The sequence below is a fragment of the Rhodococcus (subgen. Prescottella) equi genome (assembly GCF_003013675.1).
Classification (GTDB): domain Bacteria; phylum Actinomycetota; class Actinomycetes; order Mycobacteriales; family Mycobacteriaceae; genus Prescottella; species Prescottella equi.
In genome coordinates, this window is the sequence record NZ_CP027793.1 from 4,014,621 (window position 1) to 4,035,563 (window position 20,943).

Consider the following 20,943-nt stretch of genomic DNA (forward strand, 5'->3'; position numbering starts at 1 on the left):
CTTGTCCTTCCCGACATCTGAAAACTTCGATCGCTCGATGCGGGGGAGCCGACGGATCGGCTCCCCCGCATCATCCGAGCGCGATCACTCGTGTCCGCCCTCGATGATCGCCGATGCGGCGACGATCATCTCGGCAACCGCCGACCGGTAGCCGTCCGGGCCCAGCGCCGGCAGGATGCCCGGCAGCAGCCCCGTCAGCGCAACGGTCATCAGCGCCTCACCCTTCAGCGCCGCGCCCATCAGGGCGACGATCGCTTCCAGTTTCGCGTGCAACTGCCCGAACGTGACGTCGGTGCCGTCGTGCGCGACGGCCACCGTCTCCGGCGCGATCTGCGCGGCACCCGCGACCAGTTCGGGCAGGTCGTCGACCGTGAGCTGCTTCTTCGGTTCCAGTGCCGCCCGCTCGGCATCCGTGGTGACGTCGATGGCGCGCAGAACCACCGACGGGTTCTCGGTGACGACATCGAGGATCCGCACGAACCGGTCGGCGAAGACCTCGACGGTCTCCCGATCGAACAGTTCGGTGGCGTACGTGAACGATCCGTCGATCCCGGTGAGGGCACCGGACTGGTCGAACTGTTCCACCGCGGTGACCTGGACGTCGAACTTCGACTGGTCGGCACCGAGATCCAGCGCCGACACCTCCAGGCCGGGCAGGGCGAACGTGCCCGTCTGCATGTTCTGGAACGTGAGCATCACCTGGAACAGCGGCGAGTGGGAACTCGCGCGCCGGACACCCACGGCCTCGACCACCTGCTCGAACGGCACGTCGGCGTTCGCGAAGGCCGCGAGATCCTGCGTTCGTGCGTGCGCGAGCAGATCCGCGAACGACGCGCTCGGCTCGACACGGGTGCGCAGCGCGAGCGTGCCCACGAACATGCCGATCAGGTCGTCGAGGGCGGCGTCACCGCGGCCCGCGACCGGGGTGCCGATCGTGATGTCGTTCGACCCACCGAGCCGCGACAGCAGGATCGCGAGCGCCGCATGGAAGACCATGAACGTCGTCGCGCCCTGCTCGCGGGCCGTCTTCTCGACGCGCGCAGCGAGATCCGCGTCGACCGCGAACGGAACCGCGGCCCCCGCGAGCGACGGACGGGCCGGCCGCGGACGGTCGGTCGGCAGCGCCGAAAGTTCCGGCGCCCCCTTCAGTTCGTCCACCCAGTAGGCGATCTGCCGGGCCACGGCCGAGTCCGGATCCGACTCGTCGCCGAGAACCTCGCGCTGCCACAGCGTGTAGTCGGCGTACTGCACGCCCAACGGCTCCCACTGCGGCACACCGCCGTCGACCCGCGCGACGTACGCGAGCACGACGTCGCGGATCAGGGGGCCCATCGAGAACCCGTCGGCCGCGATGTGGTGTGCGACGAAGGCGAGCACGTGCTCGGTCTGCCCCACCGCGAACAGTGCGGCCCGGACCGGCACTTCGGCCGTGACGTCGAATCCACGTCCCAGGAACTCGATCAACCGATCGGTGACGTCCGCCTCGGACACCGCGATCGGCTGCAACCGCGGCACGGCCCGATCGAGCGGGACCAGCACCTGAGCCGGACCGTCGGCGGTGTCCGGGTACGTCGTGTGCAGCACCTCGTGCCGCGCGATCACGTCTGCCACGGCACTCGCCAGGACCCCGGCGTCGAGCGCGCCGGACAGGCGCACGGCGACCGGAATGTTGTAGGCCGCCGAGGCGGTATCGACCTGGTTGAGGGTCCACATCCGCTGCTGCGCGAGCGAGAGCGGAACGTGCGGCGGGCGCGGCCGCGCGGTGAGCGCTGGGCGTCCGCCCTGGCCGACGAGCGGCGTGACCGCGCCCGCGACGCCCGCGACGGTCGAGTCCTCGAACACCACGCGCACCGGCACCTGCGTGTCGAGCGCCGCACCGAGCCGGGCCACCAACTGGGTGGCCACCAGCGAGTTGCCGCCGAGTTCGAAGAAGTCGTCGTCCAGACCCACCCGTTCGATCCCGAGCACGTCGGCGAAGGCACCGGCGACGATTTCCTCGATCGGCGTGGTCGCGGCCCGGAAGTCGCGGGCCTCGAACACCGGCTCCGGGAGAGCCTTTCGATCGAGCTTGCCGTTCGCGTTGAGCGGCAACGCGTCCAGCACCACGTACGCCGACGGCACCATGTACGACGGAAGCGTCCGCGCCAGAGCGTCGTTCACCGTCGCGGTGTCGATGTCGGCGTCCGCCACCAGGTATGCGACCAGTCGCGTGCCGGTGTGAGCGTCGGTGTGCGCCGTGACAGCGGCCTCGCGGATCCCGGACAGTTCCCGCAGCCCGGCCTCGATCTCGCCGAGTTCGATGCGGAAGCCGCGGACCTTGACCTGGAAGTCGGCCCGCTCGACGTACTCGAGTTCGTCCGAGGCGTTCCAGCGCACCACGTCACCGGTGCGGTACATCCGCTCACCGGTGGCCCACGGGTCGGCCACGAAACGGTCGGCCGTGAGGTCCGCTCTGCCGTGGTACCCGCGGGCCAACTGCACGCCCGCCAGGTACAGCTCGCCCGTCACCCCGGCAGGCACCGGGTTCAGCCGCGAGTCCAGCACATACACCCGGGTGTTCCACTCGGGCACACCGATCGGCACGACGACGGTGTCCGCGTCGGTCACCTCGTGGTGGGTCACCGACACCGCGGCCTCGGTGGGTCCGTACAGGTTGTGCAGCACGGCGGTGTTGTCGGCCCGGAACGCCTGCGCGGTCGCGGCCGGCAGCGCCTCGCCGATCGCGAAGATGCGGCGCAGCGACGGGGGCAGCGTCCCCCCTGCGGTCGTGGTGAGCATCGACAGCATCGACGGGACCACGTGCAGTGTGGTGACCTCCTCGTCGCGGAGGACGCCGAGCAGGTAGCCGGGATCGCGGTGGCCGTCCGGCGACGCGATCACGAGCCGTCCGCCGCTCGTGATCGTCGACCAGAACTCCCACACCGACAGGTCGAATGTCGCGGCCGTCTTGAGCAGCGCGGCGTCCGACGCGTCGAGCCCGTACTCGTCACGCATCCAGAGCAACTGGTTGACGATCGCCCCGTGCGGCACCGCCACACCCTTGGGCCGGCCCGTCGAACCCGACGTGAAGATCACGTACGCGGTGTTCCGCGAATCGAGCGGGCGCAATCGATCGGCGTCGACGACCGGGGTGGCTGCGAACGCGTCGAGGTCGACGGTGTCGATCTCGAGCACGGGCCACGACGCGACGGCGGCGCCGTCCCGCGAAGTCGTCAGCACGCAGACCGGTCGGGCCGCGTCCAGGATGTACCCGGTCCGGTCCGCGGGCTGGTCCGGGTCGACCGGAACGTAGGCGCCGCCCGCCTTCGCGACCGCGTACATGCCGACCAGCAGATCGACCGAACGGCGAATCGACAGGGCCACGAGCGACTCCGGTCCGACGCCGTCCGCGATCAACCGCCGTGCGAGACGGTTCACCCGGGCGTCGAACTCCGCGTACGTGACCCGCTCGGCGCCGCTGACGAGGGCGATCCCGTCCGGGGTGGCCTTCACCTGAGCGTCGAACAGGTCGACCAGGGTGGCCCGCTCGGTCGCGGTCGCGGTGTCGTTGCGTTCCACCAGCAGCCGCGCGCGTTCCTCGAGTCCCAGCAGATCGACGTCGCCGACGGGCAGCGTCGGCTTGACGACGACGGCGGCGAGCAGGCGCGCGAAGCGCTCGGCGAACGAACGGACGGTCGACTCGTCGAACAGGTCGAGGGCGTACGTCATCGACGCCTTCATGCCCGTCGGGTCGCCGCCGTCGTCGTAGTGGTCCTCGACGATCATGTGCAGATCGAATTGCGCCACACCCGATTCGATCTCGGCCGCCTCGACGGTGAGGCCGGGCAACTCGAGCGCGCCGGTGTCGTGGTTCTGGAACGAGAAGCCCACCTGGAACAGCGGGTGCCGCGCCGTCGACCGCGTCGGGTTGAGGTGCTCGACGAGCCGTTCGAACGGCACGTCCGCGTGCGCGAACGCCTCGAGGTCCGTGTCGCGGACCTCCGACACCAGGTCGGCGAACGACCGCGCACCGTCCACGCGGGTGCGGAACACGAGGGTGTTGACGAACATGCCGACCAGCGCGTCGAGTTCGGCCTCGCCGCGACCCGCGATGGGGGTGCCGACCGCGATGTCGTCGCTGCCCGACAGCCGCGACAGCAGCACCGCGAACGCCGAATGCACCGCCATGAACAGCGTCGCGTTCTGCTCACGGGCGAGATCACGCAACGCCCGGTGGGTCGGGGCGTCGATCTCGAACTCCACGAGTCCGCCGCGGAACGACTGCACCGCGGGACGCGGATGATCGGTCGGCAGATTCAGCTGGTCCGGCAGTTCGGCGAGGGTCTCGCTCCAGTACCCGAGCTGCTGAGCGGCGAGCGACTCCGGATCGGTCTCGTGGCCGAGGATCTCCCGCTGCCACAGCGCGTAGTCGGCGTACTGCACCGCGAGGGGCGTCCACCCGGGAGCGTGCCCGGCAGTACGCGCGGCGTACGCGGTCATGACGTCACGGGTGAGCGGGGCGAGGGACACACCGTCCGCGCTGATGTGGTGGACGACCATGCCGAGGACGAAATTGTCTGCGCCCGTGCGGTACAACTCCACCCGGATCGGGACGTCGGAGGTCACGTCGAACCGGGTCTCGGCGAGTGCACGCAACCGGCCGGGTAGGTCGTCCGGAGCCACATCGACGATCCGGAGCGGCGTCCGCGCGTCCGCCGCGGGAAGGATGACCTGCGCGGGGCCGTCGTCGGTCGCCGGGAACACCGTGCGCAGCGACTCGTGCCGCTCCGTCACGTCGGCGAGGGCCAGATCGAGGGCCGCCACATCGAGATTCCCGGACATCCGCAGTGCCAGTGGGATGTTGTACGCGGTCGACTCGGTGTCGAACCGGTTGAGGAACCACATGCGCTGCTGCGCGAGCGAAAGTGGGATCCGCTCGGGACGGGGGCGGGCAGTGAGGGCCTTCCGCGTACCGCCGGCCTGCTGCGTCAGCCGCGCCGCGAGCGCCTCGACCGTGGATGCCTCGAACAACTCCCGCACCGGCACCCGGGTGTCCAGGGCCCGGCTCAGGCGGGAGACCACCTGGGTCGCAACCAGCGAGTTGCCGCCCAGGGCGAAGAAGTCGTCGTCGAGCCCCACCCGGTCGACACCCAGGACCTCGGCGAACACACCGGCCACGATCTCCTGGGTCGACGTCGTCGGAGCCCGGAACGCCCTCGTCTCGAAGACCGGCTCGGGCAGTGCCTTCCGATCCAGCTTGCCCGACGCGTTCAGCGGGAAGGAATCGAGAACGACGAACGTCTGCGGCACCATGTACGACGCGAGCGAGGCGGCCAGTTCGGCCTTGATCCCGTCGACGTCGAGGCCGCCGGTCGCGACCACGTAGGCGACCAGCTGATCGGACTTGACGAGCACCACCGACTGCGTGATCTCCGGCCGCGCCAGCAGCGCCGTCTCGATCTCGCCGAGTTCGATCCGCAGACCGCGCAGCTTCACCTGGAAGTCGGTGCGGCCCAGGTACTCCAGCTCGCCCGCAGGAAGATCCCCCGTCGCTTCGCTCGCCCCGACCGTCCACTTCACCAGGTCACCGGTGCGGTACATCCGCTCGCCGGCGGCGGCGAAGGGGTTCGCCACGAAGCGATCCGCCGTCAGGTCGGCCCGACCGAAGTAGCCCCGCGCCAGCTGGGCTCCCGCGAGATACAGCTCGCCCGCAACACCCGCCGGGACCGGACGCAGGCGCCCGTCGAGCACGTACGCCCGGCTGTTCCACACCGGCGACCCCATCGGGACGCTCGCGCCGACGGTGCCCGCCACCGGGCGCGCCGTCGCGTGCACCGTGAACTCCGTGGGTCCGTACAGGTTGTGCAGTTCCGCACCGTTCACCGCGGCGAACCGGGCCGCGGCCGACGTCGGGAACGCCTCACCGGCCACCTGCACCAGCCGCAGCGAATCGCAGTCGCCGGCGGCCAGCTCCGCGGTGAACGCCGTCAGCATCGACGGCACGAACGACGTCGCCGTCACCGCCTGGGCCTCGATCACCCGCTTCAGGTATGCCGGATCCCGATGCCCGTCCGGGGTCGCGATCACCAGACGACCGCCGACCGCCAACGTGCCGAACAGCTCCCACAGCGACACGTCGAACGTGAACGGCGTCTTCTGCAGCACGACGTCGTCCGCCGACAGCGCGTACTCGGCGCACAGCCACTCGATCTGGTTGACGATCGCGGTGTGACCGACGGCCACGCCCTTCGGCCGGCCCGTCGAGCCGGACGTGAAGATCACGTACGCAGTGTTGCCCGGACGCAGCGGTGCACGACGTTCCGCATCGGTGACCGGAGCGTCCGAGAACCGCGAGACGTCCAGCTCGTCGAGAGCCACGACTCGCTGGGCGGCGGGAAGATCGGCGCCGTCCCGTGAGGTGCTCAGCAGCAGAACCGGATTCGCCGTCTCCAGGATGTAGGCATTGCGTTCGGCGGGCTGGTCCGGGTCGATCGGAACGTATCCGCCGCCCGCGGCGAGCACCGCGTACATCCCCACCAGCAGGTCCGGCGAACGGCGCACGCCGAGCCCGACGAGCGAATCGGGGCCGACACCCTCCGCGATCAGCAGCCGTGCGGTACGGCGCACCCGCGCCGCGAACTCCGCGTACGAGAGCGACTCACCCTCGTAGACGAGTGCCGTGGCATCGGGCGTGCGCGTCACCTGCGCGTCGAAGAGGTCCACCAGCGTGGACGCCGTGACGGGGTGATCGGTCGCGTTCCACTCGTCCAGAACCAGGGACCGCTCGCGGTCGTCGAGCAGATCGATGTCACCGACCACGACGGCCGGGTCCGTGACGACCTCGTCGAGTACCCGGACGAAGCGGGCGGCGAACACCCGCATCGACGCTTCGTCGAACAGATCGGTGGCATACGTGAGGTCGACCGTGTACCCGGCTTCGACCGGCTCGACGGTGACCTGGAGATCGAACTTGGCGACGGCCGCGTCGAAGTCCACCGTGGACACGTGTAGTCCGGCCAGCTCGAGCGAGGCACGATCGAGGTTCTGGAACGCGAGCATCACCTGGAACAGCGGGTGCCGGGCCTGCGAGCGCTCGGGATCGAGGATCTCGACCAGGCGCTCGAACGGGAGGTCGGCGTGTTCGAACGCGGCCAGATCGGTCGACCTGATCCGTGCCAGCAACTCCTCGAACGGTTGTCCGCCGTCCACGTCCGTCCGCAGGACCAGGGTGCCGACGAACATGCCGATCACGTCGTCGAGCGCGGCCTCACCGCGTCCGGCGACCGGGGTACCGATCGCGATGTCGGAGGTGCCACTCAACCGGGCCAGGAGAACCGCCAACGCCCCGTGCACCACCATGAACGGAGTGACACCGCGGGCTCGTGCCACCGCATCGATCGCGGCGTGCAACTCCGGACCGATCGAGAAGCGGTACGACGCACCGTGGTTGGACGCCACCACCGGCCGCGGCCGGTCCGAGGGCAGATCCAACTGCTCGGGAAGGTCGGCGAGCTGCTCGGTCCAGTAACTCACCTGGCGCGAGATGACGGACTCGGAATCGTCCTCGCTGCCGAGGACTTCCCGCTGCCACAGCGTGTAGTCGGCGTACTGCACCGCGAGCGGGGCCCACGCCGGCGCCTCGCCCGCCGAGCGCGCGGCGTACGCGGTCATCACGTCGCGGGCCAGCGGAGCCATCGAGAAGCCGTCGGACGCGATGTGGTGAACCACGATCGCGAGGACATGTTCGTCGTCGGCGAGACGGAACAGCGCGGCGCGCACCGGGACGTCGGCAGCCAGGTCAAAGCCGGCTGTGGCCAGCGACTCGATCCGCCCGATCAGCTCGCCGTCGGGCACGGCTTCGGGCTCGAGCTCGATCGTGACCCTCTCCACCGGCAGGACGGCCTGCGTTCCGACGCCGTCGACGTCGGGGAAGACGGTCCGCAGCGACTCGTGGCGCGCGATCACGTCCCGCACGGCGCGGCGCAGGGCCTCGACGTCCAGGCCACCGGACAACCGGATCGCGAGCGGAATGTTGTTCACGGCCGACTCGGGCTCGAACCGGCTGAGGAACCACATGCGCTGCTGAGCGAGCGACAGCGGGATCCGTTCCGGCCGCACGCGACTCGTCAGCGCGGGCCGGGAACCGGAACCTGCGAGCACCTGCACGCGAGCCGCCAGGGACTCCACCGTCGACGCCTCGAACAGTGCCCGCACCGGCACCTCGGTGTCGAGAGCCGCACCCAGGCGCGACACCACCTGCGTCGCGACGAGCGAGTTGCCGCCCAGGGCGAAGAAATCGTCGTCGAGTCCCACCCGGTCCAGGTCCAGGACGTCGGCGAACACGCCGGCCACGATCTCCTGCGTCGGTGTCGTCGGGGCCCGGAACGCCTTCGTCTCGAACTCCGGCTCCGGCAGCGCCTTCCGGTCCAGCTTGCCCGAGGCATTGAGCGGGAACGCGTCGAGTGCGACGAACACCTGCGGAACCATGTACGACGCCAGCGACGTGGCCAGCGCGGCCTTGATCGTGTCGGCATCGAAGTGCGTGCCCGCGACCACGTACGCGACGAGCTGATCGTCCTTGACGACGACGACTGCTCGCGTGATCTCGGGCAGGGCGAGCAATGCGGTCTCGATCTCCTCGAGCTCGATCCGCAGACCACGCAGCTTCACCTGGAAGTCCGTGCGGCCCAGGTACTCCAGACGGCCGTCGCGGGTCCGGCGGACCAGGTCCCCCGTCCGGTACATCCGCTCGCCGCGGTCGGAGAACGGGTTCGCCACGAAGCGATCCGCGGTCAGATCCGTCCGTGCAGCGTAACCGCGCGCCAATTGCACGCCTGCCAGATAGAGCTCACCCGGAACGCCGACCGGCACCGGGTTCAGGCGTTCGTCCAACACGAACGCTCGCGTGTTCCACACCGGTGTTCCGATGGGCACCACGCCGGACTCGGCCCCGGTGGCCTCGTGCCGGGTGGCTTGCACGGTCGCTTCCGTCGGGCCGTACAGGTTGTGCACCGACGCCCCCGCGACTCGTCGCAGACGCGACACCAGGGCTCCGGTCAGTGCCTCACCACCGCTGAACACTCGGGTCAGCGACATCGCTGCGTCCGCGTCGAGGTGGTCGATCGTCGCCTCGAGAACCGACGGTACGAACTGCGCCACGGTGACTGCCCGATCCCCGATGACCCGGGCGAGCGCGAGCGGATCGCGGTGCGCGTCGCGCGGGGCGACGACGATGGCGGCGCCGGCCTGGAGGGGCCAGAACAGTTCCCACACCGAAGCGTCGAACGTGAACACCGTCTTCAGCAGAACACGATCGGCCGCGCTCAGCGTGTACTCGGCCTGCATCCACGCAAGCTGATTGACGATCGACCGATGCGAGACCGTCACGCCCTTCGGCCGGCCCGTCGAACCCGACGTGAAGACGACGTATGCAGCATTGTCCGGACGCAACGGCGCCGGACGCTCCGCCGCCGTGACCGGGGCATCGGAGTAGCCGGACACGTCGACGGTGTCGAGGTGAACCGTGCGACGCACCGCGGGCAGCCCCTCGTGCTCCCGCGAGGTGGTCAGCAGTAGAACGGGATTCGCCGTCTCCAGGATGTAGCCGTTGCGCCGGGCGGGCTGGTCGGGGTCCACCGGCACGTAAGCGCCACCGGCAACGGTCACCGCGTACAGCGCCACGAGCTGATCGAGCGAACGCCCCATGGCGACCGCGACCAGCGACTCGGGGCCCACACCCTCCGAGATCAGGAACCGCGCCACGCGGCGCACGCGGGCCGCGAACTGCGCATAGGTCAGCGACTCGCCCTCGCACACGACCGCCGTCGCGTCCGGGGTCCGGGACACCTGCGCCTCGAACGACTCCGGCAGCGTCGTGCCGTCGACCACTCGGCCGGTCGCGTTCCAGTCCTCGACGACCCGAGACCGCTCGGCGGCGTCCAACAGCGCGACATCGCCCACGGCAACCGACGGATCCGCCAGCACTGCGGACAGGATCCGGACCAGACGCGTCCCGAACTCTGCCATCGTCGCTGCCTCGAACAGGTCCGTCGCGTAGGTCAATTCGACGGTGAGACCGCCGGCGGTGCCGGCGTCGTCGATCGACTCCATGACGCTGACCTGGATGTCGAATTTCGAGAAGACCTCGTCGAAGTCGACCTCCGAGACCGTCACACCGGGGAGTTCGAAGCTCGTCCGACCGAGGTTCTGGAAGGCGAGCATCACCTGGAAGAGAGGGTTCCGGGCCTGGGAGCGCGCCGGCGCGAGGACCTCGACCAGCCGCTCGAAGGGCACGTCCGAGTGCGCGAACGCGCCCAGGTCGGTCTCCCGCACGGATTCGACGAGCGCCTCGAACGACCGATCGCCGTCCACCTCGGTGCGGAGGACGAGTGTGTTGACGAACATTCCCACGAGGTCGTCGATCGCGGATTCGCCGCGTCCCGCGACGGGGGTACCGATCGAGATGTCCGACGTGCCGCTCAGCCGGGCCGCCAACACCGACAGTGCCGCGTGGAACACCATGAAGGGCGTCGTGTTCGTGCGCTTGGCGAACGCGACGACAGCCCGGTGGATCGACGCGGAGACGGTGAACCGGTGGGTGGCGCCGCGACCGGACGCCACCGCGGGCCGCGGCCGGTCGGCGGGCAGGTCGAGCTGGTCCGGGGCGCCCGCGAGCCGATCGCGCCAGTAGGCGATCTGCTGCGCGAACACCGAATCCGGGTCGTCCTCGGCGCCGAGCACCTCGCGCTGCCACAGCGCGTAGTCGGCGTACTGGACGGGCAACGGTTGCCACGCCGGCACGCTGCCCACGCACCGAGCGGTGTAGGCCACCATGATGTCCCGGGTCAGCGGCCCCATCGAGAAGCCGTCGGCCGCGATGTGGTGCACCACGAGGGCGAGGACGTGCTCGGTGGGGCTCAGTTCGTACAGCTCCGCCCGCAGCGGAACCTCCCGCGTGACGTCGAACGTCCAGCGGGCCAGCTCACCGAGGGCCGCCGGCAGTTCGTCGGCGCCGATCGCGACCGGCTCGAGTGCGACCCGCACCTGCGACGCGGGACGGATCACCTGCGTGCCGACACCGTCGATCTCGGGGTAGACCGTCCGCAGCGATTCGTGTCGGACGATCACGTCGCCGACCGCCGCCCGCAACGCGGTGCGGTCGAGCAGCCCGGACAACCGGACTGCCACCGGAATGTTGTTACCCGCGGACGAGACGTCGAATCGGTTGAGGAACCACATCCGCTGCTGGGCGTACGACAGCGGAATCCGCTCGGGCCGCGACTTCGCGACGAGCGGGCGTCGCCCGCTGCCCACCGACTGCTCGATCCGAGCCGCCAACGCCTGCACGGTCGAGGCTTCGAACAACTCGCGCACCGGAATCCGCGTGTCGAGGCCCTCCCCGATCCGGGCGACGACCCGCGTCGCGACGAGCGAGTTGCCGCCGAGCTCGAAGAAGTCGTCGTCGCGTCCCACTCGCGGGGTGTCGAGCAGTTCCGCGAACACCCCGGCGACGATCTCCTCGATCGGAGTCTCCGGAGCCCGGAACTCGCGCACCTCGAACTCCGGCTCCGGCAACGCCTTTCGGTCCAGTTTGCCGCTGCCGCTGATCGGCAGCTCATCGAGCACGACGACGGCCGCGGGGACCATGTACGCCGGCAGCGCCCGCCCCACCGTGTCCTTCACCTCGGCCGGGTCGATCGACGCGCCCGGCGCGGCCACGAGGTACGCGACGAGCTGCTGGTGCCGAACCACGACGACGGCCTGCGCGACGTCGCTCAGGCGGTGCAGGACGGCCTCGATCTCACCGAGCTCGATCCGGAAGCCGCGCAGCTTCACCTGATCGTCGGCGCGGCCGACGTACTCGAGCACCCGGTCCGCGGTCGTGCGCACGACGTCACCGGTCCGGTACAGGCGCGAGCCGGGCATGCCGAACGGGTTGGCCACGAACCGCTCCGCCGTGAGCCCGGCACGTTCGTGGTAGCCGCGAGCCAGTCCAGCGCCCTCGAGGTACAGCTCACCCACGACGCCGGCCGGAACCGGGCGCAGGCGCGCGTCGAGCACGTAGGTGCCCGCCCCACGGATCGCGCGGCCGATCGTCACCGGCTCGCCCGGCACGAGCGGGTCCGAGATGTTGGAAGCGACGGTCGCCTCCGTCGGACCGTACGCGTTGAACATCTTTCGGCCCCCGGTCGCCCAGCGAGCCACCAGGTCCGCCGAGCAGGCCTCGCCACCGACGACGACCACGCCGAGGGCGTCCAGCGCGGACGGATCCACCGACGCCAATGCCGCCGGGGTCACGAACGCGTGGCTGACGTGACGGGACGCCAGCAGCTCCGTGAGCTCCTGACCGCCGTAGATCGAGGTCGGCGCGATCACCATCGTCGCGGCCGCACCGAAGGCCATCAGCAGTTCCAGGATCGACGCATCGAAGCTCGGGGATGCGAAATGCATTGTCCGCGAACCGGAATCGATGCCGTACCGCTCCACCTGCTCGGCCGCGAACGCGGCCAGGCCGGTGTGCGTGACCACGACTCCCTTCGGCACACCCGTGGAACCGGACGTGTAGATGACGTAGGCGGGATGGCCCGGGGTGAGGGGCCGTACGCGATCGGCGTTCGAGAGCCGCTCCACCGACTGTTCCGCGAGGCCGGCCGCCACGGCGGCATCGTCGAGCACCAGCCAGGGCAGGCCGTCGGGCAGGGCGTCGGCATGCTCCGACGTCGTCACACCGAGCACGGCCCCCGAGTCCGAAACCATGTGCGCCACCCGATCACGCGGGTAGTTCGGGTCGACGGGCACGAACGCGGCACCGGACTTCGCGACCGCCCACACGGCGGTCACCGATTCGACCGACCGCGTCAGTGCCACCGCGATGACGTCCTCGGGCCCGGCACCGCGGGACACCAGCAGCCGCGCCAGTCGAGTGGACCGCTCGTCGAGCTCGCGGTAGGTGAGCTCCTCGACACCGGCGATCAGCGCGAGTGCCTCGGGATCGCTGTCCGCCGCCGCGGCCAGCAGATCGGGCAGCGGCGTCGGCGCGGGCGCATCGAGCCCGGCCGGGCCGGTCAGCTGGGCGATCTCCTCGGCGCCGAGCAGGTCGATGTCCCCGACGACGGTGTCCGGGTCGGCGACCACGGCAGCGAGAATGCGCAGGAACCGGTCTGCGAACGCCTGCACGGTCGACGCGTCGAACAGGTCTGTGGCGTAGGTGAACTCGCCCGCCATCCCGTCCGCGAGGCCACCCTCGCCGATCGATTCCCGGAAGGTGAACTGCAGATCGAACTTCGCGACCTCCGCGTCGAGTTCGACCTTGTCGATCGTGAGGTCGGGCAACTCGAGATGGGTCGTGCCCAGGTTCTCGAACGACAGCATCACCTGGATCAGCGGGTGGCGGGCGGTCGACCGCGCGGGGTTGAGGATCTCGACGAGCCGCTCGAACGGGATGTCGGAGTTCGCGAACGCCCCGAGCGCCACGTCCCGCGCGTGCGAGAGCAGATCGGCGAACCGCGTACCGGATTCGACGTGGGTGCGCAGCACGAGCGTGTTGACGAACATGCCGACCAGGTCGTCGAGCGCCTGCTCGCCGCGTCCGGCCACCGGGGTGCCGATCGCGACGTCGTCGGTCGCGGCGGAACGGGACAGCAACACCGACAGCGCCGCGTGCACCACCATGAACAGCGACGCGTTGCGTTCGTGCGCGATCGCGATCAGTGCGCGGTGCACGTCCGCCGGCACCGTGAAGTCGATCTTCGCGCCGCGATAGGACTGCCGCGCCGGGCGCGGACGGTCCGTCGGCAGGTCGAGATGGTCGGGTAGACCGTCGAGGTGCGCCGACCAGTAGCGCGCCTGCTTCGCGACGATCGAGTCCTCGTCGTCCTCCGAGCCGAGGATCTGCCGCTGCCACAGCGCGTAGTCGGCGTACTGGACGGGCAGGGCCTCCCACACGGGCTGCCCCCAACGAACGCGCGCGTCGTACGACGCCATGACGTCACGGGCCAGCGGGCCCATGGACCAGCCGTCGGCGCTGATGTGGTGGACGACGATCGCGAGGACGTGGTCGAACGGATCGATCCGGAACAGTGTGGCGCGAACCGGGGTCTCCGTCGTGACGTCGAACCCGGCCGACGCGAAAGAGACCATCGCACGGTGCAATTCGTCGACTCCGACGTGCACCGGGGTGAGGTTCGGGACGACGCGCACGGCGTCCACCACCACCTGGTGCGGCCCGTCCGGCGAATCGGGGAACACCGTCCGCAGGGACTCGTGTCGGTCGAGCACGTCCACCAGCGCGACCTGCAGGGCCACGACGTCCAGGTCACCCCGCAAGCGGAGACCGAACGCGAGGTTGTAGGTCGCCGATCGGGGGTCGAGCCGGTTGAGGAACCACATGCGCTGCTGCGCCAACGACAACGGGACCCGGTCCGGGCGTTCCTGCGCGACGAGCGGGGCGCGGTTCCCCGCGCCCGCGTGCTGCTCCACCCGCACCGCGAGCTGCTCGACGGTGGACGACTCGAACAGCACCCGCACCGGCACGGAGGTGTCCAGAGCCGCCCCGAGGCGCGCGACCACCTGCGTAGCGATCAGCGAGTTGCCGCCGAGCGCGAAGAACTCGTCGTCCAGGCCGACCGTCTCGACGCCGAGGACGTCCGCGAGGACGTCCGCCACGATCTCCTCGACCGGGGTCCGCGGAATCCGGAACGATTTCGCCTCGAACACCGGGACGGGCAGCGCGCGCCGGTCGATCTTGCCCGACGTCGTCCGCGGCAGGGCGTCGATCGGCAGGAACATCGTCGGCACCATGTACGACGGCAGACGCAACGAGAGGTGTTCCCGCAGATTCGCGGGATCGAACGGGACGGCGCACTCTGCGGACGCGACGACGTACGCGACGAGCTGATCACCGGCACGCGGGTCGTGGTGCAGCGCCACCACGGCCTGGGACACCGATCCGTGCTCGCGGACAGCCGTCTCCACTTCGCCGAGCTCGATACGCAGTCCGCGCAACTTCACCTGGAAGTCGCTGCGTCCCACGTACTCCAATTCGCCCGCGCCGTCGGCGTCGACGATCCACCGCACGAGGTCACCGGTGCGGTACATCCGCTCGCCCGGCGCCCACGGATCGGCGACGAACCGCTCCGACGTCAGATCGGAGCGGCCGCGGTATCCGCGTGCCAGCTGCGCGCCGGAGACGTACAGTTCCCCGACCACACCGGCGGGCACCGGGTTCAAGCGGGAGTCGAGGACCCGCACCTGGCTGTTCCACACCGGGGCACCGATCGGCACGGCCGCGGACTCGGTCCCGGCGACGGTACGACGGGTTACCTGGACCGCGGTCTCGGTGGGGCCGTACAGATTGTGGATCGCGGCGTCGCAGATGCTCCGGACCCGCGAGACGACCGCCGTGGTGAGCGGCTCACCACCGCAGAACACGTGTGTCAACGACACACACCCCTGGCGTTCGAGGTGGTCCGCGACGGCGTCGAGCACCGTCGGAACGAACTGCACCACCGTGATCGCCTGCTCCGCCAGGATCCTCGCCAGGTACGCGGGATCGCGGTGGCCGTCCGGCGCTGCCACCACGATGCGGGCCCCGGATTCCAACGGCCAGAACAGCTCCCACACCGACGCGTCGAACGTGACCGGGGTCTTGAACAGCACCGAGTCGTCGGCGCCGAGGCGGTACTCGTCCTGCATCGACAGCAGCTGGTTGACGACTGCCGAATGCGAGATCGTCACCCCCTTGGGGCGACCGGTCGATCCCGACGTGAACAGCACGTACGCGGCGTTCTCGGGACGCAGCGGGGCACGCCGGGCCGCGTCCGTCAGCGGCGCCGGCGACAGCGCGGACAGATCCAGCGTGTCGACGTCGACACGCCGCACGTCTTCCGGCAGGTCGATGTCGTCACCGGACGTCGTCAGGACGCACGAGGGGCCCGCGGTACCGAGAATGTGGGTGTTCCGCTCGGCGGGCTGCCGGGGATCGATCGGCACGTACGCGCCACCGGCAGCGAGGACGGCGTACACGGCCGTGAGCAATTCGGGCGACCGTTCCATCGCGACCGCGACCACGCTCTCGGGTCCCACGCCCATCCCGACCAGATGGCGCGCGAGCCGGTTGACGCGGGATGCGAACTCCTCGTAGGTCCACGAACCCGTCGCGAAGACCACTGCCGGCGCCGACGGCGTCGCCGCTGCCTGCCGGTCGAACAGTTCGGGAAGCGTCACGGGGGGAAGGTCGTGGCCGGTCCGGTTCCACTCGTGGACCACCCGGCGCTGCTCCGTCTCGTCGAGAAGGCAGACGTCACCCACGGTCACGGTGGTGTCGGAGACGATCGCATCCAGGATGCGCACGAAGCGCTCCGCGAACGTCGCGACGGTGGACTCGTCGAACAGGTCCGTCGCGTACTCGAAGACCGCGCCGATCGATGCGGGCGCGCCGGACTCGTCGAATCCCTCCGAGATCTGCAGCTGCAGATCGAACTTGGAGACGGGGACGTCGAGTTCGGCGGCTGCGGCACGGACCCCGGCGAAACTCAGGTCGCGCACTCCGGCGACCTCGGCGGACAGCATCGCCTGGAACAGCGGATGGCGTGCCGGCGACCGGGTGGGCTCGAGCGCCTCGACCAGCCACTCGAACGGCACGTCCGCGTTGCCGTACGCCTCGAGATCGGTGGTCTTGACGGCGTCGATCAGGTCGGCGAAGGTGATGCCCGGATCCACCTGGGTCCGGAGCACGAGCGTGTTGACGAACATGCCGATCAACCCGTCGAGCGCCTGGTCCCCACGCCCCGCGACGGGGGTGCCGACGGCGATGTCCGACGTGCCGCTCAACCGCGCCAACAGCATCGCGTACGCCGCGTGCACGACCATGAACAACGTCGCGCCGTGCTCGCGCGCGACGTCCAGCAGTCGGGCGTGGGTCTGCGCGGAGATGTCGAAACGCAGCTTGGCTCCGGCGTTGGAGGCCACCGCCGGGCGCGGCCGGTCGGCCGGGAGATCCAGCTGGTCCGGCAGCCCCGCGAGGGCTTCGGTCCAGTACGCGATCTGCTGTCCGGCAATCGAATTCGGATCCGTCTCGGAGCCGAGCATCTCGTGCTGCCACACCGCGTAGTCGGCATACTGCACGGGCAGCGGCTCCCACGCGGGGGCGGCGCCCTCGGACCGGGCGGCGTACGCGATCATCAGATCGCGGGCGAGCGGGCCGAACGACGAGCCGTCGGCCGCGATGTGGTGCAGCACCATGGCGACCACGTACTCGGCGTCGGAGAGCCGCAGCAACTCGATCCGGAACGGCGGTTCCGAGGTGACATCGAAGCCACGGGAGGCGAGACGGAGCAGCGTCGGCTCGAGATCGTCCGCGGCGGTCGCGACCGGTTCGAGGTCCCGCACGACGTCGCGCGCGGGAAGGACGACCTGTCGGGCGACACCGTCGACCTCGGGGTAGACCGTGCGAAGCGACTCGTGGCGCTCGACCACGTCCGCGAAGGCGGCGGAGAAGGCCTGCGGGTCCACCGCACCCGACAACCGGACCGCGAACGGGAGGTTGTACACGGCGGTCGTGGCGTCGAAGCGGTTGAGGAACCACATCCGCTGCTGCGCGAGGGAGAGCGGGATGCTCGCCGGGCGGGCGACCGAACCGAGGGCCGGTACACCGGTGCCGCGCTGGGCGGTGTCCCCGGCACGCGCGGCCAGCGCCGCGACGGTGGACGCCTCGAACAATTCCCGCACGCCGAGGCGGACGTCGAGGGCGGCGCCCACCCGGGTGACGACCTGCGTCGCGACCAGCGAGTTGCCGCCGAGCTCGAAGAAGTCGTCGTCGAGACCCACCCGCTCGATGCCGAGGACCTCCGCGTACACCGCGGCGACCGTCTTCTCGGCGTCGCTGCGCGGAGCACGGAACTCCTTGTTGCTCAGGAACGTCGGCTCCGGAAGCGCCTTGCGGTCGAGCTTGCCGCTGGTGTTCAGCGGGAAGGCGTCGAGCACGGTCACCGACGCCGGAACCATGTACGCCGGCAGCGACCGGCCGGCGAACTCCGCCAGATCCGCCGGGACGAGGGTGCGCCCGGGTGCGGGCACCACGTACGCCACCAACTGGTCGCCGGTCGCGGTCGATACCACGAGGACGACCGTCTGCGACACGTCCTCGTGCGCGAGCAGGACGGTCTCGATCTCGCCCAGCTCGATCCGCTGACCGCGGAACTTGACCTGGAAGTCGGTGCGCCCGATGTAGTCGAGGTTGCCGTCCGCGCGCCAGCGGACGAGGTCACCGGTGCGGTACATCCGCTCACCCGCTCGGCCGACACCGTCGAGTCCGCCGAACGGGTTGGCGACGAACCGATCCGACGTGATGTCGGGTCGGCCGACGTAGCCGCGGGCCAGCTGGTCGCCCGCGAGATAGAGCTCTCCCGGCTGACCGATCGGGGCGGGACGCAGCCGGTGGTCGAGCACGTAGGCGCGAGTGTTCCACTCGGCCAAACCGATCGGAACGGTGGCGGTGTCCTGCGGACCGGATTCGTAGTAGGTCACCGACACCGCGGCCTCGGTGGGTCCGTACAGGTTGTGCAGACCCGCACCGCACAGCTCCCGGAAGTCGGCTGCGGTCTCGGGCGGCAACGCCTCGCCGATGACGAAGCAGTCCCGCAACGAATCACACGACCCGGCAGGGGCGTTCGCGACGAACACCGTCAGCATCGACGGCACGAAGTCGGTCACGGTCACCGAGTGCTCGGCGATCTTGTTCGCCACGTACACCGGGTCGCGGTGCCCGTCCGGCGTGGCGATCACCATGGAGGCACCGACCCGCAGCGGCATGAAGAAGCCCCACAGCGACACGTCGAACGTGGTCGCCGTCTTCTGCAGGTAGGCGTCCGACTCGGTCATCGGGTACTCGTGCAGCATCCACTCGAGCTGGTTGTCGATCGCGGCGTGCGAGACCGCGACACCCTTGGGACGACCCGTCGAACCCGACGTGTAGATCACGTACGCGGTGTTCTCCGGACGCAGCGGCGCCAACCGGTCGGCGTCCGTGACCGTCCGGGTGTCCAGCGCCGGGAGATCGATCGTGTCGATCTCGATCGACACGATGCCCGCGGGCAGGTCCACGGCGTCCCGCGCGGTGGTGAGCACGCAGGCCGGACCGGCGGATTCGAGGATGTACGCGGTGCGATCGGCCGGGTGGTCCGGGTCGATCGGCACCCACGCGCCACCGGACTTCACGATCGCGTACAGGCCGACGATCAGGTCCAGGGAACGCCGGATGGACAGTCCGACAAGCGATTCGGGACCGACGCCGATTCCGATGAGCGTGCGGGCCAGCGCGTTCGCGCGCGCGTCGAGCTCGGCGTACGTGAGCGTCTCGCCCTCGAAGACGAGCGCGGTCGCGCCGGGAGTGCGCGCCACCTGCTCGTCGAACGCCTCCGCGAGGTTGCGCGGCCGGAACTCGTGCCCCGTGCAGAGCCAGTCGCCGAGCACCGTGCGGCGCTCGACATCGGTGCCGAGCGGCAGTTCCCACACCGGCTGCTCGGACCCCGCCGCCACGTAGCGGTCGAGGAACTCGACGAAGCGCTCGTGGTTGCGGCGGGCCTCGTCGTCGCCGTACAGGTTGGGGTTCGACTCGAAGTCCACGTGCGTCGTGGAACCCGCGATGCCCTGGTAGACGTTGACGCCGAGGTCCTCGATGAGACCCGTCGACAGGATGTGCTGCTCACCGACCGTGTCGCCGAACCGCAGTTCCGTGTGGAACATCATGATGTTCACCCACGGACCGAAGAACGACGCCTGGCCGGCCGCGCCGGTGACGTCACGGCGGATGTCCTCGTGCCGGTACCGCTGATGGCGCAGCGCGCCCGACACCTCGGTCGCGACCAGGCCCAGCAACTGCGAGACGGTGGTGTCGGCGGACACGGTGAGGCGGAGCGGCACCACGTTGGAGGTCATGCCGCCGGAGCGGCGCAGGACCGCGTTCGTGCGCGCCGTGACCGGCAGACTCAGCACCACGTCCTCACGCCCGGTCATCTGGGCGAGGTATGCGGCGAAGGCTGCGATGACGGCCGTCGCGACAGTCGTGTCCTCGCGCTCGAGGAACGCATCCATCCGGGCCGCCGTCCCGTCGGAGAGCGCAGCGCTGTCGATCCGGCTCAGCGGCGCGGGCGGCGCGGCCCGGCCGGCGAGACTCGTGGGCTCCTCGACCCCGGCGACGCGTTCGAGCCAGTAGTCGCGGTCCGACGTGAACCGCGTCGACGAGCGATAGGTGCGGTCGGCGTCGTAGACCTTCTCGAGCGGCGATGCCACGTTCGGCGACGGCTCCACCCCGTCGACGTCGGCCGAGTACAACTCGGCCACCCGGTTCACGAACGTGGTGGCCCCGAAGCCGTCCAGCACGACGTGGTGGGCCCGGTTGTACCAGTAGTAGAGACCGTCCTCGACGTGGAGGACCGCGGCCACGACGAGGCGGTCACGCAGGAGGTCGACGGGCGCGCTGTAGTCGGCGCGCATCCACGCCAGCGCTGCCGCCCGCGGATCGGGCTCGGACCGCAGGTCGACGTACTCGGGGGTGTCGTCGAGCGTGGTGTCGACCAGCTGCCGCGGTTCGGCGTCGACCTCGAGGAGACGCACGTAGCCGGACCCGGTCTCGCCCGCCGCCCGGGCGCTGGCCCGATGGAGTCGGGCGATGTCGAGTTCGCCCCGGAGCTCGACGTACTGCGCGATGTTGGCCGGCACGGACGGATCCACGTGTTGCGCGAACCACATGCCGAGCTGTGCCTGGGACAGCGGGAACGGCTGTGCGTCCCCACCGAACGAGCTGTCACCCTCTAGTCCACCGACGCCTAGCGAGTCCAAACCCAGAGCCTCTCTTCTCACCATCACGCGCCCCCGCCCCCGTGTCGCCGAGCGACACCGGTCGGACACCGAAACACATGACCCTTCTCAGCCGCGCCCGACACGGGTCCGGAACGACAGCCGACA

1 protein-coding gene is annotated in these 20,943 nt (G+C 70.1%); it reads right to left on the reverse strand.

The genetic code is table 11. The features are described 5' to 3' along the window. Positions 1–84: 84 nt before the first annotated feature. Complete coding sequence (locus tag C7H75_RS18730; protein WP_106852041.1) at positions 85–20,841, reverse strand: non-ribosomal peptide synthetase; 20,757 nt, start codon at positions 20,839–20,841, stop codon at positions 85–87. Positions 20,842–20,943 lie beyond the last annotated feature (102 nt).